General features: G+C 67.2%; 19 protein-coding genes and 1 tRNA gene. 3 read left to right on the top strand and 17 right to left on the bottom strand.

Translation table 11 applies throughout. The features are described 5' to 3' along the window. Position 1: 1 nt before the first annotated feature. Positions 2-667 carry an SPOR domain-containing protein gene (locus GON01_RS10490; protein ID WP_157027316.1) on the top strand — a complete coding sequence of 222 codons (666 nt, stop codon included), beginning with the start codon at positions 2-4 and terminating at the stop codon, positions 665-667. A gap of 65 nt (positions 668-732) precedes the next feature. Further along, a complete protein-coding gene (locus tag GON01_RS10485; protein ID WP_198159833.1) occupies positions 733-945 on the top strand; it encodes a hypothetical protein in 213 nt (70 codons plus the stop codon). A gap of 177 nt (positions 946-1,122) precedes the next feature. On the opposite strand, the gene GON01_RS10480 is transcribed toward GON01_RS10485, so the two are convergent. From GON01_RS10480 to GON01_RS10460, 5 genes are all read right to left on the bottom strand, one after another. After that, the gene (locus tag GON01_RS10480) at positions 1,123-1,302 is read right to left on the bottom strand and encodes a hypothetical protein (protein ID WP_157027315.1); all 180 of its coding nucleotides are present in this window, start codon (positions 1,300-1,302) and stop codon (positions 1,123-1,125) included. A gap of 76 nt (positions 1,303-1,378) precedes the next feature. Next, positions 1,379-1,798: a globin domain-containing protein gene (locus GON01_RS10475; RefSeq protein ID WP_157027314.1), complete on the bottom strand. Its 420-nt coding sequence runs from the start codon at positions 1,796-1,798 to the stop codon at positions 1,379-1,381. A 14-nt stretch (positions 1,799-1,812) separates the two neighbouring features. After that, positions 1,813-2,142, bottom strand: a complete 330-nt coding sequence (locus GON01_RS10470; RefSeq protein WP_157027313.1) for a hypothetical protein — start codon at positions 2,140-2,142, stop codon at positions 1,813-1,815. A gap of 278 nt (positions 2,143-2,420) precedes the next feature. Continuing rightward, positions 2,421-2,735, bottom strand: a complete 315-nt coding sequence (locus GON01_RS10465; RefSeq protein WP_157027312.1) for a hypothetical protein — start codon at positions 2,733-2,735, stop codon at positions 2,421-2,423. A 136-nt stretch (positions 2,736-2,871) separates the two neighbouring features. Further along, entirely contained in the window at positions 2,872-3,144 is a 273-nt protein-coding gene (locus GON01_RS10460) for a hypothetical protein (protein ID WP_198159832.1), read from the bottom strand. 46 nt (positions 3,145-3,190) lie between these two features. Between GON01_RS10460 and GON01_RS10455 the strand changes: the two genes are divergently transcribed. Continuing rightward, a complete protein-coding gene (locus GON01_RS10455; RefSeq protein ID WP_157027310.1) occupies positions 3,191-3,976 on the top strand; it encodes a DUF2189 domain-containing protein in 786 nt (261 codons plus the stop codon). A 9-nt stretch (positions 3,977-3,985) separates the two neighbouring features. On the opposite strand, the gene GON01_RS10450 is transcribed toward GON01_RS10455, so the two are convergent. From GON01_RS10450 to GON01_RS10395, 12 genes are all read right to left on the bottom strand, one after another. Then, on the bottom strand, positions 3,986-4,681 hold the full coding sequence (locus GON01_RS10450; protein ID WP_198159831.1) for a c-type cytochrome: 696 nt from the start codon (positions 4,679-4,681) through the stop codon (positions 3,986-3,988). A gap of 2 nt (positions 4,682-4,683) precedes the next feature. Continuing rightward, complete coding sequence (locus GON01_RS10445; RefSeq protein ID WP_332308483.1) at positions 4,684-5,037, bottom strand: cytochrome C oxidase subunit IV family protein; 354 nt, start codon at positions 5,035-5,037, stop codon at positions 4,684-4,686. 22 nt (positions 5,038-5,059) lie between these two features. Further along, positions 5,060-5,764: a heme-copper oxidase subunit III family protein gene (locus tag GON01_RS10440; protein WP_157027308.1), complete on the bottom strand. Its 705-nt coding sequence runs from the start codon at positions 5,762-5,764 to the stop codon at positions 5,060-5,062. Between the two features lie 17 nt (positions 5,765-5,781). After that, positions 5,782-6,483 (bottom strand): cytochrome c oxidase subunit 3, encoded by a 702-nt coding sequence (locus tag GON01_RS10435; RefSeq protein WP_157027307.1) that lies wholly within the window; start codon positions 6,481-6,483, stop codon positions 5,782-5,784. Then, positions 6,480-8,219 carry a cytochrome c oxidase subunit I gene (locus GON01_RS10430; RefSeq protein ID WP_181600039.1) on the bottom strand — a complete coding sequence of 580 codons (1,740 nt, stop codon included), beginning with the start codon at positions 8,217-8,219 and terminating at the stop codon, positions 6,480-6,482. Before GON01_RS10430 ends, GON01_RS10435 begins: the two co-directional genes overlap by 4 nt. Further along, positions 8,219-9,079: a cytochrome c oxidase subunit II gene (locus GON01_RS10425; protein ID WP_157027306.1), complete on the bottom strand. Its 861-nt coding sequence runs from the start codon at positions 9,077-9,079 to the stop codon at positions 8,219-8,221. The genes GON01_RS10430 and GON01_RS10425 overlap by 1 nt, the downstream gene beginning before the upstream one ends. Positions 9,080-9,203: 124 nt before the next feature. Then, positions 9,204-9,277 (bottom strand) — tRNA-Cys (locus GON01_RS10420). A 176-nt stretch (positions 9,278-9,453) separates the two neighbouring features. Continuing rightward, on the bottom strand, positions 9,454-11,208 hold the full coding sequence (locus GON01_RS10415) for a thiamine pyrophosphate-dependent enzyme (RefSeq protein ID WP_157027305.1): 1,755 nt from the start codon (positions 11,206-11,208) through the stop codon (positions 9,454-9,456). Positions 11,209-11,219: 11 nt separating this feature from the next. Next, positions 11,220-12,419: an alpha-hydroxy acid oxidase gene (locus tag GON01_RS10410; protein ID WP_157027304.1), complete on the bottom strand. Its 1,200-nt coding sequence runs from the start codon at positions 12,417-12,419 to the stop codon at positions 11,220-11,222. Next, positions 12,416-14,062: a GMC family oxidoreductase gene (locus GON01_RS10405; RefSeq protein ID WP_157027303.1), complete on the bottom strand. Its 1,647-nt coding sequence runs from the start codon at positions 14,060-14,062 to the stop codon at positions 12,416-12,418. Before GON01_RS10405 ends, GON01_RS10410 begins: the two co-directional genes overlap by 4 nt. After that, on the bottom strand, positions 14,055-14,663 hold the full coding sequence (locus GON01_RS17205; RefSeq protein WP_181600038.1) for a gluconate 2-dehydrogenase subunit 3 family protein: 609 nt from the start codon (positions 14,661-14,663) through the stop codon (positions 14,055-14,057). Before GON01_RS17205 ends, GON01_RS10405 begins: the two co-directional genes overlap by 8 nt. Then, positions 14,660-15,526, bottom strand: coding sequence for a hypothetical protein (locus tag GON01_RS10395; protein ID WP_232328776.1), 867 nt, complete (start codon positions 15,524-15,526; stop codon positions 14,660-14,662). The genes GON01_RS17205 and GON01_RS10395 overlap by 4 nt, the downstream gene beginning before the upstream one ends. Positions 15,527-15,553 lie beyond the last annotated feature (27 nt).

The following is a 15,553-nucleotide window of genomic DNA, read 5'->3' as shown; positions in this document are numbered from 1 at the left end:
GATGCTTGCCCTGGTGCTGACCGGCCTGCTCGCGGCGGCGCCCGCCGGGGATGCGGACCATGCCTATCGCCTCGGCCGAGCCTATAAGACCGGCGCCGGCGTGCCGCTCGACCCGGCCAAGGCCGAGCGCTGGTTCGAAAAGGCCGTCCAGCTCGGCTCGGCCAAGGGCGAGGCCGAATATGGCCTGGTCCTCTACCAGAACGGCAAGCAGCGCGAGGCCGTGCCCTGGCTGCGCAAGGGCGCCGTGCGCGGCGACCGGCGCGCGCAATATGTGCTGGGCACGATCCTGCTGAACGGCGTCTATGCGCCGAAGGACGAGGATCAGGGACGGCAATTGATCGCACACGCGGCGAAGGCCGGCCTGCCCGCCGCCGCGGAGGCGCTCGCCGTGATCGGAGCGCCGCTGCCGTCGCCGCGTTCCTCGGCGCGGCCCGCCGCTGCCGGCTGGCGCGTGCAGGTCGGCGCCTTTTCGAGCCGCGCGAATGCGGAGCGGCTCTGGGCACGGCTGAAGCCGGCGCCGCCGCTCGTCCCGTCCTTCCGCTTCGATGGCCGCCTCACTCACCTGCAGATCGGCCCGTTCGACAGCCCCGCCGCGGCCGATGCCTTCTGCCGGCACGTCCGCGACCTCAGCCCGGACTGCTTCCGCATGGCGCCGGGGCCGTCCTGATGCGGAACCGCCGGATTTTCTTGCGATGGAACAAAACGAGGAAATAATCGTTGAGTCGAGACTTGATGAATTCGCTGGAATACTTGCGGATCGATTTTATGGAGACGAAATTGACTTCCCTTTTCATGGCCGCCTCGGACCGGAAATTCTGGACCGACTGGCAAGACAAGCTGCTGGACGAGGCGCTGGAGGAGACGTTTCCGGCCAGCGATCCGATCAGCCCGATGTGCCCGGCGTCGTTCAAGGAGCCGCAGGTCGACGCACCTCACCCCGCCTGAGCCACGGCGAGGATTCTCGCCCAGGCAAAAGGCCGCCGGAGATGTCTCCGGCGGCCTTTTTCGTTGGATCCTCATTGCGAAGGCCCCGGGTTGATCCGGGGGACGAAGCGATCCAGCCGCTAAGGCTGGATCGCTTCGCTGCGCTCGCAATGACCGATCAAGCTGATCCATCCGGCTTTAGAAGAGCGGGTGGATCACCGCCGCCAGCATCGCGCCGGTCAGCGCGATCAAGGCCGCCGCCGGCACGAGCAGCGCCCTGTCCATCTCGGGAAAATCACGGCCGAGCGCGGCACGTCCGCGCGAAAGGGCGAGAACGGCAGCCGCCGCCCGGCGCTGGCGCATTCGAATAGTCGTCAATGTCATTACTCCATCTTGATCAGGGTCGAACCGCGCCGCGGCGGTGCCGGCGACGCGGGTTGAAGGCTGCGCCGCGTCACGCGGCGAGCCGCATGGCATCGGCCATCACAGAGCGCGTGATCGCCCAAAAGGCGTCGCCCCAGGCCGCAATCGCCTCGGGGCTCGCCTCGGCTGGGATGACATCACGGAGGATCGGCGCCAGCCCGTCGCCGAAGGCGGAATAGTGATCGCCCTCGATCGCCATCCGTTGATGGCGCTGCCCGTGATGCGGGATGATCGCGATTCCGCCATCCTCGGCGATGCCGCCGGCGTGGTCGAGCAGCATGTCGATGATCGAGGCCGCCGTGACCTGATAGCGGTGCTTGGCCGGATCGAAGGGGCCGCGCCGGGCCATGTGACCGGCCATGGCGGCTTCGAACTGCTGACGCCTCGCGAGGATGGAGGGCAGGGTTGCGGCTACGATCGTGGCCTGCTGTTTGCTGATGCTGGTTCTCACCTGTCGCTCCTCTGCTAGGCCCCGCCTGCCGCGCTCATCACCCACCACAGGATGGCTCCGGCCAGTGCCGCGGTTGAGAAAAGGGCCGCCAGCAGCCAGGTGCGCGGCGCGACCAGCATGTGCCCATGATCGCGGTGGAAGGATTCCAGCTTTTCCGCGAGCCTGTTGTCGGCCAGCATCAGGCTCAGGTCGACGGGCGGAAGATAGGGAAAGCTCCCGACCAGGAATGCGAGTTCCTTCTCGCTGATGTCGGGATAGCGGGTCAGCAATTGCTCGACCTTCAGCGTGCGCTCCGAAGGCGGGCGCGGTTGCGAGAAAAGGGGCTGGTGGACCAGCGTTGCCATGATGTGCTCCTCTGCTGCGGCGAGGCCGCCGCGCGTCGCGGGCAGCACTCGCCGATGACGAATAAATCCGCCTGGCATCGGAAGCATTTGGGGAGAGCCGGCGGGAACAGCCGCTCAAGATGTTCGGATGCCTCGCACACCGGACGTGACCGCTGGCGAAGCGCACGTCCGGCTATTGGCCGATGATCCGCAGAGGCTCCGGATTGGGGATGAACGAACAGGTCTTCATGATTGCGATATGGGCCTTAATACTTCGGCTTCAAGTCCGGCATCGCAGTTCAACTGAGCATCCACCAGAGAAAGCCGATCGTCAACATCACCGGCAGCGCCAGGTACAGGAGCACGAACAGCAGCGACTTGGCCGCCGACGGCTCCAGCCGGTCGGCATGGTCCTGCCGGAACCGCTCCATTTTCGGGGCCAGATCGGCGTCGCTCGACATCAGCCCGACGTCAAGGATCGGCAGGCGCGGGAAGATCGCGATCAACCGCTCGAGCTCCCGATCGCCGAGCGAGGGGTAGCGATCGAGCAGCGCCTCGGCTTCCGAGGCGGCTGGGGACAGGGGGTGCGTGCGTGGCGCAAGCCGGGTGGCCATTTTCTTTTCCTTTCCGGGGGCGAGGCGCCGCGGGTGCGGTGCCTCGCAGGTGAGGGGCATGGTCGCCGGGCGTGGTCCGGATTGTTGGACCGAACGCCGTGTGCCGGACGCGGACGCTGGCGCAGCGCGCGTCCGGCTAACCGCCGATTTTCAGGCGCTGCGGCTCACAGGAAGAAGGAAAAGCGATGTTCATGCAGGCAATATGGCCGGGTGGAAAAGAAAAACAACCCGGCTGGGCTTTGCAGTTCAGGCTAATCGGACCGCCCCCGAATGTAAAACCCGAAAAGGCGAAGTAAAACGGAGTGATGCAATCCGGTGCGGCATCCGCGATGCCGGAGACCCGATACGCCCTCCCGCTTTCCAATCCCCCGAAACGGCCGCGCGCCGACATTGCCGGGTCGGGCCTCATGGAGTATGGATTGGGGCACCTGATCCAGTGGATGAGGAGAGCATCGATGGCCATCGCTCAACCTGCCGGCCAAGTCGCCGCGCCCGGTTACGACGTTCGCAAGATCAGCGGCGCGGAAATCCGCGAATCGCTTTCCCAGGGATGGGACGATTTCCTGAGCAAGCGCGGGGACCTGATCTTTGTCGGGATTCTCTATCCGTTGATCGGCCTGTTCGCGGCGGTCGTCGCGTTCCAGGGGCCCTGGTTGCCGCTGTTCGTCCCCGTGGCGGCGGGCGTGAGCCTGCTCGGCCCGGTCGCCGCCATCGGCTTCTACGAGCTTGCCCGGCGGCGGGAATCGGGACTCGAATCCGACTGGTCGCATTTCTTCGACGTGAGCAAGCGCCCTGCCTGGGAGTCCATTCTCGGCATCGCGGCGCTGCTGGTGATCGTCTTCGCGCTTTGGGTGGCGGCGGCGGGCGCGCTTTACACGGCGCTGATCGGCCCCGCCCCGGAATCGGTGCGCGGGTTCCTGCGGACGGTGTTCACGACGCGCGAAGGCTGGACGCTGATCCTTGTCGGCAATCTCGTCGGGCTCTGCTTCGCCGCGCTCGTCCTCACGATCAGCGTGGTGTCGATGCCGATGCTCGTCGACAAGGACGTGGACGCGCGGACGGCGATCGACACGTCGGTCAAGGCAGTGATGGCCAACAAGGGCGCGATGATCGGCTGGGGCCTGATCGTGGCGGCCCTGCTGGTGATCGGCTCGATCCCAGCCTTTATCGGCCTGGCGGTGGTGCTGCCGGTGCTCGGCTACGCGACCTGGCACCTCTACACGCACCTCGTGGTGCGCTGAGGGCCCGCTTCAGGGCGTCGCAGCGGCGATCTTCGGCTGCGGCGGGGAAGCCGTTGGCTGCGGCGGCGGGAAGGGTTGCCGGCCCGCGCCGATCGTCGCGAGATAGGCAAGCACGTGCGCCCGTTCGCGCGGGTTGCGGATGCCGGTGAAGGTCATCTTCGTCCCCGGCACCGCGCGGTTCGGGCCGGCCAGGAAATGGTCGAGCTGCTGGTACGTCCATTGCCCGCCAAGCCCCTTCAGCGCCGGCGAATAGCCGAATCCGGCATGGCTCGCGACCGATCGGCCGACCACGCCCCATAGATTGGGGCCGATCCGGTTCGGGCCGTTCTGGGTGAAGTCGTGGCAGGCCATGCAGGCTTGCGCCGTCCGCCGCCCCTTTTCGGCATCGGCCGAAGCGAGCAGCGTGCCCAGGTCGACCGGTACTTCGGCCGGCCCGGCATCCGTATCGGCGGGAACGAAGACGGCCACCTTTTCGATATGGCCGATATAGCCCTTCAGTTGCTCGCGCTCCTCCCTGTTGCCGGCGACGGGCCATTCGCGCTGCATGGCGGCGAGGTCGACGGGCGGCACGCCGGCCGGCGCGTAGCTCCGCTGCTGCGGATAGACCGGCGAGACCAGCACGGTGCCCAGCCACAGGCCGGTCGCCATGACCCCGCAGGCGAGGCCGATGCCGGCGCCGATCTTGGTCTTTTCCCACCGGTCCATGGTCAGCCGCCCCCACCCAGGAAGAGGACGCGCGTCCAGAAGGTGTAGCCGGACTCGATCGACATCAGCAGGACCAGCGTGCCGAGCGCGAGCGGCGGCACCAGGATCGCATAGACGAGCGCCAGCCGCTCCCATGCCATATGCATGAAGATCGAGACGATCAGGCCCGCCTTCAGCAGCATGAACAGGATGATCAGCGTCCAGCGCAGCGTGCCCTGGAGGTGAAAATAGTCGACCAGGTACGACATGGTGCTGAGCACGAACAGATAGCCCCAGACGACCAGGTAAACCCGGATCGGGTGCTGCTCGCCGGCTTCGTGCGCGGCGGGGGGAGGGCCGTCTTCGACAATGGGCACGGGTGCGTGGTTCATAGCCGCCTCACCACAGGTAGAAGAATGCGAAGATGAAGACCCAGACCAGGTCGACGAAGTGCCAGTACAGGCCGGCGATCTCGACCGCGCTATAGTCGCCGCGCCGGTCGTAGTGTCCGCGCAGCACTTTCGACGCGACGATCAGCAGCATGATCACGCCGATCGAGACGTGCAGGCCGTGAAAGCCGGTGATCATGAAGAAGGATGCGCCGAACTGCGCGGCGCCCATCGGGTTGTACCAGGGTCGCACGCCTTCGGTGAAGATCAGCTTGGTCCACTCGAACGCCTGCATGCTGACGAAAGTCGCGCCGAGCAGCGCGGTCGCGACCATCAGCGCCGCGGTCGCCTTGCGGTTGCGCCGGTATCCGAAGTTCACCGCCATCGCCATCGTGCCGGACGAGCTGATCAGCACGAAGGTCATGATCGCGATCAGCAGCAGCGGCACCGACACGCCGCCGACATCGAGCCCGAACACTTCCGCCGTGTTCGGCCAGGGCGCGGTGACCGACGAGCGCATCGTCATGTACGAGACGAGGAAGCTCGAGAAGATGAAGGTGTCGGACAAAAGGAAGATCCACATCATGGCCTTCCCCCAATGGACGTGGCGGAAGACCTCCTGGTCCGCGCCCCAGTCGCCCGCCAGCTCGCGCAGGCTCTGCGGGACGCCGCCCGGCTCCGCCTCTGCCTCTACGATCGTCGTGCGTTGGTCCATTTGGGTCCCTCAAGCCTTCAGGTCGACACGAACAGCCCCATCATCAGTGCCCAGACGAGCAGCAGGAAATGCCAGTAGCGCGCGCATAGCTGGACCATTCGCGCCGTCGCCGCGCCCGGCGCTTCGGCGAAGACGTGGCGCGCGGTCAGCGCCCAGGCGACCAGACCACCGGCAATGTGCAGGCCGTGCAGCACCGAAATCAGGTAGAAGAAGGCGAGCGCCGGATTGCCGAGGATCGTCTGCGGGAAGGGGAAGGTGAACAGCGGGTCGCCGACCTTGCACAGCCCCGCGCTGAACAGCAGCACATAGCCCCAGTCGCTGAGCTTCTGCCAAAGCAGGAATTGGCCGCCCAGGAACGCGAAGCCGAGCAGCCCGCCCGCGATCATGCCGCTCCGCGTGGCGGTGCCGTCGCCGTGCCGGGCGCTCCGCTCGGCCAGCAGGAAGGCCAGGCTGCTGGCGGCCAGGATGCCGGTGTTGATCCACAGCAGCGGCGGCTCGCGCAGCGTGCGCCAGTCGCTGCCCTGCGAGCCGGCCGGCACGCCATGCCCCATCCGCATCAGATAGGCCATGGTGACCAGCGCAAAGATCATCGTCACGACGACCAGGAACAGGCCGACGCCGATGCCGCGGTCCCACGGCGCCTCGGCCCGTTGGGGCGCGTCGCCAGCGACGCCGGGCGTCAGCCAGGGTTTTTCGGCGAGGGCGTGAAGCAGGCTCATGCCGGCGCCCGGCTGCCGGCGGCGCCCGGCGGTTCGCTCTGCGGGATGAAATCCTGCGGCGCGCCCGGCACGCTATAGTCATAGGCCCAGCGATAGACGGTCGGCAGCTTCGCGCCCCAATTGCCGTGTGTCGGCGGCGTGTCCGGCGTCTGCCATTCCAGGCTGGCGCCGCCCCAGGGATTGGGGTCGGCCTTCGGGCCGCGGAAATAGCTCCAGATCATGTTGGTGAAGAACAGGAACTGCGCCGCGAACACCAGGCCGGCGGCGATGGTGATGCCCATGTTCGCATAATGGACGGAAGGCGGGATGAACGCGGTCTCGCCCAACGCATAATAGCGGCGGGGGACGCCCAGAATGCCGATATAGTGCATCGGCAGGAAGATCGCGTAGGCGCCGAGGAACGTGATCCAGAAATGCGCGCGCGCCAGCGTCTCGTTCCACATCCGGCCCGTGATCTTCGGATACCAGTGGTAGATGGCGCCGAAGATCACCAGGATCGGCGACACGCCCATCACCATGTGGAAATGGCCGACGACGAAGAAGGTATCGGACAGCGGCACGTCGACGCTGACATTGCCGAGGAACAGACCCGACAGCCCGCCATGGATGAAGGTGAACAGGAACGCGATCGCGAACAGCATCGGCACCCGCAGGTGGATGTCGCCGCGCCACAGCGTCAGCAGCCAGTTATAGACCTTGATCGCCGTCGGGATCGCGATGATCAGCGTCGAGGTCGCGAAGAAGAACCCGAAATAGGGGTTCATGCCGGACACGTACATGTGATGCGCCCAGACGAAGAAGCTCAGCGCGCCGATGATGATGATCGCCCAGGCCATCATCCGATAGCCGAAGATATTCTTGCGCGCGTGGACGGAGATCAGGTCCGACACGATCCCGAACGCCGGCAGGGCAACGATATAGACCTCGGGGTGGCCGAAGAACCAGAACAAATGCTGGTAGAGGATCGGCGATCCGCCGACATGCTCGGTCGGCTTTCCCATCGACACGATCTGCGGCACGAAGAAGCTGGTGCCGGCGACCGCATCCAGGATCGTCATCACCGCCGCCACGAACAGCGCCGGGAAGGCGAGCAGCCCCATGATCGAGGCGACGAAGATGCCCCAGACAGAGCAGGGCATGCGCATCAAGGTCATGCCCTTGGTGCGCGCCTGCAGGACCGTCGTCACATAATTGAGCCCGCCCATCGTGAAGGCGACGATGAAGATGGCGAGCGACACCATCATCAGGATGATGCCCCAGTTGGAGCCCGGCGTGCCGCCGGTGATCGTCTGCGGCGGGTAGAGCGTCCAGCCGCCGCCGGTCGGCCCGCCGGGCACGAAGATGCTCGACAGCAACACGATCACGGAGAGCAGGTAGAACCAGTAGCTCAGCATGTTGACGAACGGGAACACCATGTCCCTCGCGCCGACCATCAGCGGGATTAGGTAATTGCCGAACCCGCCCAGCAGCAGCGCCGTCAGCAGGTACACGACCATGATCATCCCGTGCAGCGTGACGAACTGCAGGTAATTCTCCGGCTGGATGAAATGGAAGCGGCCGGGAAAGCCCAGCTGCAGCCGCATCATGAACGACAGCACCAGCGCGACCAGGCCGACGCCGATCGCCGTGCTCGCATATTGGAGCGCGATGACCTTATGGTCCTGGCTCCAGACATATTTGCCGATCCACGTCTTCGGATGATGAAGCGGTCTCAGATCGTCTGCGATCGTCGCCATCAGCGTCCTACCCCCTTGCTCGGGTCGGCGTCCGCGCGGGCGAGCCGCGTCCCGCCGCCACCGCGGGATTCCGCCGCCATCTGGCCGAACGTCATCTGCTCGGAGAGCCATTTGCGGTAGCTCGCCTCGTCCTCGACGACGACGGTGCCGCGCATCTGGTGATGGCCGGCGCCGCAAAGCTCGGCGCACAGGATGTCGTATGTGCCCGTCTGCGTCGGCGTCAGCCACAAATAGGTGACGATCCCGGGCACCAGGTCCATCTTCGCGCGAAATTCGGGCACGTAGAAATCGTGCAGCACGTCCTTCGATCGCAGCACCATCTTGACCGGCCGGTTGACCGGCAGGTGCAGCTCGGCGGTATCGACGATCAGGTCGTCGCGGCCGTAAGGGTCCTTCGGGTTGAGGCCGAAAGCATTATCGGACGTGATGCGCGCGGGCTCCGCGGTCCCCAGCACGCCGTCGCGGCCCGGCAGCCGAAAGCTCCAGCGCCATTGCTCGCCGTTCGCTTCCACCACGGCCGCGTCGGCGGGCACGGTCACATACTGGTTCCAGGCGATCAGCCCCGGCGCGAGCATCCCGGCGATGCCGATCGCGGTCCAGAAGGTCAGCCGCCTCTCGAGGCGCGAATTCTCAGGCTCGTAATGCGCCCGGTTGCCCGGCCGGTGCCGATAGCGCCAGATCAGCCATGCCATGAACAGGTTCAGCGCGATGAAGGCGACCGCGCAGATCCACATGGTGATGATCAGCGCATTGTCGATCGAGCCCCAGTTCGACGCGAGCGGCGTCATCCACCACGGGCTCAGCCAGTGGAACAGCAGCGAGCCCAGCACCAACGCCGCGATGACCAAGGCCACGACCATGCTCTTCGCCCCCTGCAAGAGACGCAGACCGGAAGAGCCTGAGCTGGTTCGACCGATCTACACGGGAACCAAAGCAATACGTTGGCAACATATCGTCGATTGAGGACGGAGGGAAGCGCGGGAGTGGAGGCCCGAGCCGGAATCGAACCGGCGTGCAAGGATTTGCAGTCCTCTGCGTAACCACTCCGCCATCGGGCCGGAGCGCGGCATTTCGGGAGGTTTGCCCGAATGGTCAAGCCCGAAAAGTGGCACTCCGCGAACTTGCTCGATCTGCCCCCCAACCCGCTCGCTCGTCCCGGGCGCAGCGCCCCTCCACTTCGCGCTGCGCGCGGCGCTCGGGACGAGCGAGCGAGGCAGTCAGTTCGCAAACGACTCTACACCAGCTCGCGCACCGTGTCGGACGCGAGGGTCAGGGCGATCTTGCCGCGGTTTGGTGTGCCCTTCGCCAGCGCTTCGGCCATGTGCAGCGCCTGCTTGGCCTCCACCTTCGGCGGCATCGGCGGCTCGTTGGGATCGACCACCGCTTCGATCAGGCAGGCGCCGGGGGTTGCGAGCGCCTCGCGCAGCTGCTCGCCGCATCTGGCCGGGTCCTCGATCCGGATGGCGCGGATGCCGCAGCCTTCGGCCACGCGTACGAAATCGACCGGCTCCAGCTCGCAGCCATATTCGGGGTTGCCCAGGAACACCATCTGCTCCCATTTGATCTGGCCCAGCGTGTTGTTCTTGATGACGATGATCTTCACGTCGAGGCCGTATTTCCGAAGCGTGACCAGGTCGCCCATCAGCATCGCCATCGCCCCGTCGCCGATCACCGCGACCACCTGCCGGCCCGGATAGGCGACCGCGCCTGCGATCGCATAGGGAAGTCCACATGCCATGCTGGCAAGCGTGCCGGAGCAGCTGAACTTCATGTCGCCGCGCATCTCGACATGGCGCGCGGTCCAGGCGGTGATGGTGCCGCTGTCGGTGATCAGAATCGCGTCGTCGTCGATCAGCTTGTTGAGCTCGTGGGTGACGACCTGCGGCTTCATCGGGCTGTCGGTGCGGGTGCCGCGATCGTCCATCAACTCGCGCCACTTGCCCATCGCCTTCTGCGCCGTCTCGAGGAAGTCGGCGCTGTCATTGCCCTTCAGCATCGGCAGCAGCTCGGCCAGCACGCGCCTGCTGTCGCCGACCAGCCCGGCTTCGACGGGATAGCGCAAGCCGATCCGCTTCGGATCGATCTCGATCTGCACCGCGCGCGCCTTGCCGGGCTTGGGGTAGAATTCGATGTAGGGGAAGGACGAGCCGACGATCAGCAGCGTGTCGCAGCTTTCCAGCGCGTCCTGGCTGGCACGCGTGCCAAGCAGGCCGACGCCGCCGGTGGCGTAGGGGCTGCGATCCGGGATCGCGCCCTTGCCGAGCAACGGCATGCCGACCGGCGCCTTCAGCCGCTCGGCGACCGCTTCCAGTTCCGCTCGCGCGCCGACCGCGCCGCGCCCGGCGAGAATGAACGGCTTCTTCGCCTGGTTCAGGATCGCCGCCGCGTCCTCCAGCTGGCCGCGATCGGGCAGCTGGCCGCCGCGCGCCATCATGTTGGAGGCGTGGTGCTTGACGTTGCGCTCGGACCGCTTGGCCTTGTCCACCGGCATCGACTGGATGTCGACCGGGATCATCACATGGGCCGGCTGGCGATAGGCGAGCGCGGTGCGGCACGCCATCTCGACGATGTTCTCGACATGGGCGGGGCCCATGATCCGAGCGCTATAGGCGGTCGCGTCCATGAAAAGCTTGTCGAGGTCGATATCCTGCTGCGTCCAGGTGTCGAGCAGGTCGTGGTGCTGCGCGCCGGTGATCGCCAGCACCGGCTGGCCGTCCAGCTTGGCGTCGTAAACGCCGTTCAGCAGATGCACGCCGCCGGGGCCGGAGGTGGCGAGGCACACGCCCAGCTTTCCCGTCCATTTCGCATAGGCGCACGCAGCGAAGGCGGCGACTTCCTCGTGGCGGGTCTGGATGAAGCGGATCTGGTCCTGCCGGTTCCGGAGCGCTTCGAACACGCCGTTGATGCCGTCCCCGGGAATGCCGAAGATCGTGTCCACGCCCCAGTCGATCAGGGTTTCGACGAGCACGTCGCCGCCGGTCATGGCCATATCTGCTGCTCCTATCCGTCAAGATGGGTAATGTATGCTTCCGCCGCGGGTTCCTGCGCGGACCGGCTCGGCGCGCCGAGGATCAGGTCGGGCGGCACCTTGGCGGCATCTGTGAGGCCGGTCAGCGCCATCGCCACGTCCATCTCGTCGCGGATCAGCTCGAGCGCCCGGGTCACGCCGTCCTCGCCGGCGGCGCCGAGCCCGTAGAGATAGGCGCGGCCGATCATGCAGGCGCTGGCGCCCAGCGCGAGGAACTTCAGCACGTCCTGCCCGGAGCGGATGCCGCTGTCCGCCCACAGCTCGGCTGCGGCGCCGCCGATCGCGTCGCGGATCGCCGGCAGCTGCGAGGCGGTCGAGGCGGCGCCGTCCAGCTGCCGCCCGCCATGGTTGGAGACCAGCACCGCGTCCGCGCCGGCTTTGACCGCCAACTTGGCATCGTCGGCGTCGAGGATTCCCTTGACGATCAGCTTGCCGCCCCAGCGTTCGCGCACCCAGTCGATCGTGCGCCAGTCGAAGCTCGGGTCGAACTGGCTCTTCACCCACTGCGCCAGCTCGCCCAGGTCGCCGGCGTTCTTCACCTCGCTTTTCAGGTTGCCGAACGTCCATTCGCTGGCCCTGAGCATCGGCAGAGCCCAGCCGGGGTGGCTGACGATGCTCCATATGTTGGCGGGCGTCAGCTTGGGGGGGATGCCCAGGCCGTTCTTCACGTCGCGGTTGCGCTGGCCTTCGACGTGCAGGTCCATCGTCAATACCAAGGCCGAGCAGCGCGCCGCCTTGGCGCGGTCGATCAGCGATTCGCTGATGCTGCGATCCTTCATCAAATAGAGCTGGAACCAGAAAGGCCGCTCGACCTTGGCGGCGACGTCCTCGATCGAGGCAACCGACATGGTCGACAGGCAGAAGGGCACGCCGAACCGCTGCGCAGCGCGGGCGGCCTTGATCTCCCCATCCGCGCACATCGATCCGCACAGGCCAGTGGGGGCGAGCGCCAGCGGGATCGTCACCGGCTCGCCCAGCATCGTGCCGCCGTGCCTGCGTTCGGAGACGTTCAGCATCACGCGCTGGCGGAAGCGGATCGCGTCGAGGTCGCGCCGGTTCGCGCGCAGGGTCAGCTCGTCATAGGACCCGTTCTCGACATATTCGAAGAACGGCTTCGGCACCTTTCTCGCCGCGGCGAGGCGCAGGTCCTCGATGTTGGTGTAGATCGTCATCGGCCGAGCTCACCGCGCTTTGCCATCGCCGCGATCCGGTCGCCGATCCGGCAGGCGAGCGCCTGGATGGTCAGCGACGGATTGACGCCGCCTGACGTGGGGAACAGCGACCCGTCGCAGACCCACAGGTTCGGGATCGTCCAGGTCCGCCCGTCGGCATTGGTGACGCTGTCCTCGGGATCGTCGCCCATCCGGCAGCTGCCGAGCAGGTGGGAGCTGTCCCGGTCCGACCACAGGTTCCTCGCTCCCGCCGCCTCCAGCACGGCGCGCATCGATCCGATCGAATGCTCCATCAGCCGCCGGTCATTGTCTGAGAAGGAGAAAGTCACGCGCGGGATGCGCAGTCCATATTGGTCGGTCTCGTCGGCCAGCTCGACGCGGTTGTGCGGCTTCGGCTCGGTCTCGCCGACGATGCGCAGCCCCGCCATGCGGTTGAAGCGCGTCATTTCCTGGCGCAGCGCCATGCCCCATAATCCGCGCGCGCCGATCAGGGTATGCGCCCAGCCGCCGGGCAGCGGTCCGCCGCTCATGAACGCATAGCCGCCGTGGAAGTCCTTGCCCTCGTCGTGGTAGTTCCAATGCTCGGTCACGGCGAGGCTCGGCGGCGCCTTGTAGCTCCTTATCTCCTCGTCCATCTCGCCCCAGACGCCGGGCCCCGAATGGATCATCAGGTGGGTGCCGACCAGGCCGTTGTCGTTGGCAAGGCCGTTCGGGAATTGCGCGCAGGCGGAGTTCAGCAGCAGCCGCGGCGTCTCGATCGAATAGCCGGCGACGACGACATGCCGCGCCTTCTGCCGGTGCCACACGCCACAGCGATGATAGAGCAGGCCGGTCGCGCGGCCGTTCTTCCCCATCTCGATCCGGCCGACCATCGCCTGGTCGCGGATCTCGGCCCCGGCCCGGATCGCGCGCGGGATGAAGGTCACCAGCACGCTCTGCTTGGCATTGGTCGAGCAGCCATAGATGCAGAAGCCGCGATACACGCACGGATGCGCCATGCCGCGCGGCGCCGACAGTGTGGCGAGCGGCACCGGCGACCAGGGAATGCCGATCCGCTCGGCCCCGCGCGCGAGCACCAGCGCGGACGCGTTCATCGGATGGGCCCGGCGGGGATAGCGCCGCCGCCGCCGGCCCCAGGGGTAATGGACGGGCCCTGAAATCTTCAGCGATTCCTCGGCTTCCTCGTAATAGGGCTCGAGTTCGTCGAAGCTCAGTGGCCAGTCGCGCGCATAGCCGAGCTTGGAGCGCGCCTTGAACCATTCGGGCCGGAAGCGCAGCGCGACCATCGCGTAATGGACGGTGCTGCCGCCGACGCCTTTGCCCGAATTGTTGCTGCCCAGCTGGATCGGGTCGGCGCCGCCGGTGATCCGCTCGTCGGTCCAGTAGAGGTCGCCCTGCGCGTTCTCGTCGGACGCGAAATCCTCGAGCGGGCGCCAGAACGGCCCGGCGTCGAACGCGACGACGGAAAACCCCGCCTCGGCCAGCTTCGCCGCCAGCGTGCCGCCGCCGGCGCCGGTGCCGACAATCGCGAAATCCACTTCCTCCTCGTCGGCATGGCAGCGCATCGGCATCCAGGCGCCCGGCCGGAACACGTCGGGCGCTCGCCCGTCCCGCGCGCGGGGCTCGGTGATCCGCTCAAACATCGGGGACGCCGGCCTCCCACGGATCCCGCTCGTCGAATCCCAGCCGGACATAGCCCCGCGGCGACGCCGGCCCGCCGAAGCCGATCTCGTTCCAGGCCGCCGGATGCGCATAGTAGATGGCGACGATCTGCTTCAGCAGCAGCTCGCTGAAGAAGCGCGCGGCGGGCAGGTCGCCCCAGTGTCGGCCGTCGGTCTCGCCGCGCTGGATCGCCCCCAGCAAGGCGTCCTGCACCTCCGCCGGAAGCTCGCCGAAGTTCCGTCCGTGCCGCTCGCGCGCTTCGCCGGCGATGCCGGCCAGTCCCTGCCGCCATGCCTCCCGCATCGGCGGCATGTCGGCATAGCGATAGCCCGGCCCGCGGTTGGCGGCCAGCGTATCGTCGATCCATGGCACGATCGGCACCGGGTCGGCGCGGTCCGGCTGCGGCATCACCCGGGCCGCGACCGCTTCGAGCAGCTGCCATTCCTGCTCGGTGAGGAAGCGCCGCTCCGGCACTTGATCGAGCCGCCGCCGCACCACCGCCCGCGTCTGCGGGTTCCATGACGGCGTGTCCCATTTCTCGAGCACGTCATAGTCGGGATATGGCGTCTTGAAGCCGTTCACCGTGTGCGCTCCAGCGCTGGCAATGCGCCCAGCGCGGCTAGCGCGATGCCCAGGAAGGCGGGCGGGGCGGGCAGGGGCGGACCCTGCAGGATCATCTGGCTCCAGTTGCGCCAGCCCCCCATGTTCCGGTGGATGCCGTAGGCGTGAAGGATCGGCCCGGCGATGCCCAGCAGCGCCGTCCCCAGCAGCAGCGGCCGCGCTGCCTTCGCCACCAGCGGGCTGATCCCGCTTGCCGCCGTTGCCGCGGCCGCGATGGGCGGCAGCGTCACCGGGGCGAACATGAACGGGTTCTGGAACGCACCGCGAAAGTGCAGCAGCCCCGCTTCCGCCGCCGTCCCCAGCAGCGCCAGCGCGGCGACCGGCGCGACCCGCTCCGGCTTCGCCACGTCCGGATGCTCGGCCGCCAGCCCGAACAGCCCCGCCAAGCTCAGCGCGGCGGGGGCGCCCAGCGGGGCGGCGTAGAACAGGTTCAGCATGTCGAACCCGCCCGCGCGCTTGCCGATATTGTAGCTGTGGAACGCCACGCCCGCGGCCCCGACCGCGAGCGCCGCGCCGAACACGTACGGCGCCGCCCGGTCCTCGACCGCGGTCATGCCCAGCGTCGCCAGCGCCAGCGTCGGCGCGATCACCATCGCCGGGTTCTCGAACGAGCCGCGATAATGCTCGATGCCACTGTCCAGCAGCACCGCCAGCGACAGCACCGCCGCGCCTGCGCGCAGCCCGCGGGTCGGGGAGATCTCCGCCCGCTCCGATCGGTGCCACCACCGCCAGGCCAGCGCGCCCGCCACGCCTGCGACCGTCGCGGCGCCCAGGCCGACCGCGAGCAGCGGCCGCCGTGAAGGCTCCGGAATACGGGCAGGCATAAGCGATCAACGCGGCCGCCGCGCGCG

The sequence above is a fragment of the Sphingomonas horti genome, assembly GCF_009753715.1.
GTDB lineage: Bacteria > Pseudomonadota > Alphaproteobacteria > Sphingomonadales > Sphingomonadaceae > Sphingomonas_B > Sphingomonas_B horti.
Note: the sequence above shows the minus strand (reverse complement) of the source record. Positions and strands in the feature narration are given on the sequence as shown.